2 protein-coding genes and 1 pseudogene are annotated in these 2,760 nt (G+C 37.1%); 1 reads left to right on the top strand and 2 read right to left on the bottom strand.

The annotated features are described in order from the left end of the window. Window positions 1–54: 54 nt before the first annotated feature. Window positions 55–1,455, bottom strand: a complete 1,401-nt coding sequence (locus B2008_RS03910; protein WP_281827868.1) for an APC family permease — start codon at window positions 1,453–1,455, stop codon at window positions 55–57. 14 nt (window positions 1,456–1,469) lie between these two features. After that, entirely contained in the window at window positions 1,470–2,198 is a 729-nt protein-coding gene (locus tag B2008_RS03905; protein WP_281827866.1) for a gamma-glutamyl-gamma-aminobutyrate hydrolase family protein, read from the bottom strand. 290 nt (window positions 2,199–2,488) lie between these two features. Here B2008_RS03905 and B2008_RS03900 point away from each other — a divergent pair. Then, window positions 2,489–2,760 (top strand): annotated as a pseudogene (locus tag B2008_RS03900) (ISL3 family transposase); the annotation flags it as partial.

Here is a 2,760-nt window from a genome sequence, read left to right as displayed (position 1 = left end):
CTTAACTTAATGACATTGGATATTTTCTGAATCCTTTTTTCTTTAAATGAATAATTAATTCTTACGTTCTAAGCGTGAAATCCATGACATAAGCAAAGGCAAAATAATGAAACCAAAGATCATCATTTCAATTGCATACCAATTAATGCCGACAAACTGACCTTGCGTATTGATGATTCCGAATTGAGTCTTCCAATTATATTCAATCAATAAGAAGACAACCAAAGCGATTGATAAAACCGGCATTACAATATCAGTCAATACATTCTTATCAGCATCCAAAATGTTTTCTTTATCAATGCCCTTGCCACGATAAAAGCGAATTACAGCTAATGGAACAACGATAAAGCCTAAGAAGCGAACCATCGCACTCAAAGTAATCAAATTAACCATGTTGTATTGGAATGCCATTGGAATCAAGATTGCCAAGACAACCGAAATAAAGAAAGTTCTAATTGGGAAATTGTTCTTGGTTCTCTTAGTAAGAGCCTTTGACATCTGATTTTCACGAGCCATTGCTTCCAAAATTCTTGGGGCATTGAAACTAGATGCTACGTTAATTCCGAACATGGAAACAAGGGCACCAACCAAGATGACGTCACGCAAAATTTCATTCTTAAAAATTGCGGCGACGGCAACTACTTGTTTAGTTGTCATTAAAGCCTTTGGATCAAGCACCATTGCAACGGCAACTACACCAATATATACCAAAGCGATGACTAAAATTGCTAATGGAATAGCACGAGGCAAATTCTTTTCTGGGTCTTTCATATCTTCTGAACCAGAAGCAACTGATTCAAAACCAGTAAAGGCATAAAAGGCTGAAACAATCGCCATTACAAAACTGGTGGTGGTTAAAGTAGGAACAATTTTTTGACCATTTTGAGTAATTTGATCAACTTCATTCAAATGACTTGAAGCACCAGTTGAAATCAGCAATACAACCCCAGCAACGATAATTAAAATCAAGGCTGCCAGCTTACCGATCGTGGCCAAATTCATGACCCACTTAACTACTCTTTGACCAAATAAATTAATAATTGTGATCAAAGCCATCAAGACAATGAAGCCGATCGTAACCGTGCCAAAATCTTCTGAGTTGCCACCAAAAATTGAAATCGTGGAACTAACAACCCCAACAGCCATAACGCCCCAAGCTACACTAGCTGAGAAGTAGCGCAATACTCCCATATAAAAACCGATTTTATCGCCAAAGGCTGCTTTTGAATACGCATAAGCCGCACCAGATTTGGTTACATACTTAGCAGCGGCGGCGAAAGTAACAGCTAAAATTGCGGCAAAAATCGCTGCAATAAAGTAAGCAATTAAAGCTTTAGAACCAGCCTGTTGAACAACACTACCAGGAGTTAGGAAGATTCCTGATCCAATAATCGCATTAATGGCCAAGAAGACGATTGACCAAAAACCTAATTTATCGCTTTCTCTATTATTCATTTAAGTTTTCTCCCTTATTTTGCATTATCAATAACCCATCTGAACAAGTTATTCATAAATGAAACTTTAGTGTTCCGGTGCAGCATTTCTGGATGCCATTGAACGCCAATTACAGTTCCAGCCTTGTTTTCAATTCCTTCCGGAACTCCATCGGGAGCAGTAGCTGATTCAATTAAGTCAGGAGCCACTTCTTTAATAATTTGATGGTGGAAAGAATTAACTTGGAACTCTGTTTTGCCTAAAATCTCAGCAAGCTTGCTGCCTTGCATCACTTTCATCCCATGTGTTGGCAAGGATGGCGTATGACCCTGCATGTGTTTCAAAGTCTTTTGCTTACGGTAAGAAAGATCTTGATATAAGCTTCCGCCATGGGCAACATTGATAATTTGCGCACCACGACAAATGCCAAGAACCGGAATGCCTTTTTCTTCGGCAAATTTTAAGAGCAAACGATCAAAATGATCACGAGCTGGCCAAGTTGCACCAATCTTTTGCTCAGGTCCTTCACCATAACTATGAGGATCAACATCGTGTCCGCCTGATAAAATCAGTCCTTGGACATGGTCAAGTTGACTTTTGATCACTTCATCATTTTCAGTAAATGGAATAATGAAAGGAACTCCTCCGTTTTGAACAACGGAATCAACATAATCTTCATTCACATAGCTGCGGTGATAACCTGGAACAATGCCGCCGTTATCAATAATTACTGAACCTGAAATTCCAATAATTGGCTTTGTCATAATTTATCTCTTCCTTACTTTTAATACGTGAACTTATTATACAAAAGTAAGTAAAGTTTGTACAATACAATAACTCATTGCTTGTAGATAAGTTTTAGTTATCAAAAAAGTGACTATTAAAATAGTCACTTTCACTTATTGGGCTCTATAATTTTTCCTGTTGATATCTTATCTCTATGATAAGCTGTTAACAGGATTTTCTATTGCATTAAAAAAGGAGGACATAGTCCTCTTTACAATAAAAAATTCGTTCCAACAAACATTTTATTTGTATAAACAAAGGTATAACTATGTCCTCTTTAAATGATTATATTAAATTTGTTCTTGATATTGAAGACAACAACATTATTTTTAAAGATTATTTTTATAAAATTCCCGAAGCTGGTTCGAAATATAAAGTTTATGAAGCTGAGCTCATTCAACCAGCTTGCCCCTTCTGCGGCTCTGCTGATATTATTCACAACGGTCATCTTAAGACAAATATTCGCTACATTACTGCCAATGCAAGTACGCCTGTCGTAATTAGATTGTTCAAACAGGGAGTTAAATGCCGTGATTGCAG

Origin of the sequence: Lactobacillus sp. UBA5813, from assembly GCF_002417895.1 — a bacterium.
Lineage (GTDB): Bacteria > Bacillota > Bacilli > Lactobacillales > Lactobacillaceae > Lactobacillus > Lactobacillus amylolyticus.
Note: the sequence above shows the minus strand (reverse complement) of the source record. Positions and strands in the feature narration are given on the sequence as shown.

Coding starts and splice junctions, on each gene's coding strand:
- B2008_RS03910 (WP_281827868.1), bottom strand. CDS start 1,455: ATGAATAATAGAGAAAGCGATAAATTAGGTTTTTGGTCAATCGTCTTC.
- B2008_RS03905 (WP_281827866.1), bottom strand. CDS start 2,198: ATGACAAAGCCAATTATTGGAATTTCAGGTTCAGTAATTATTGATAAC.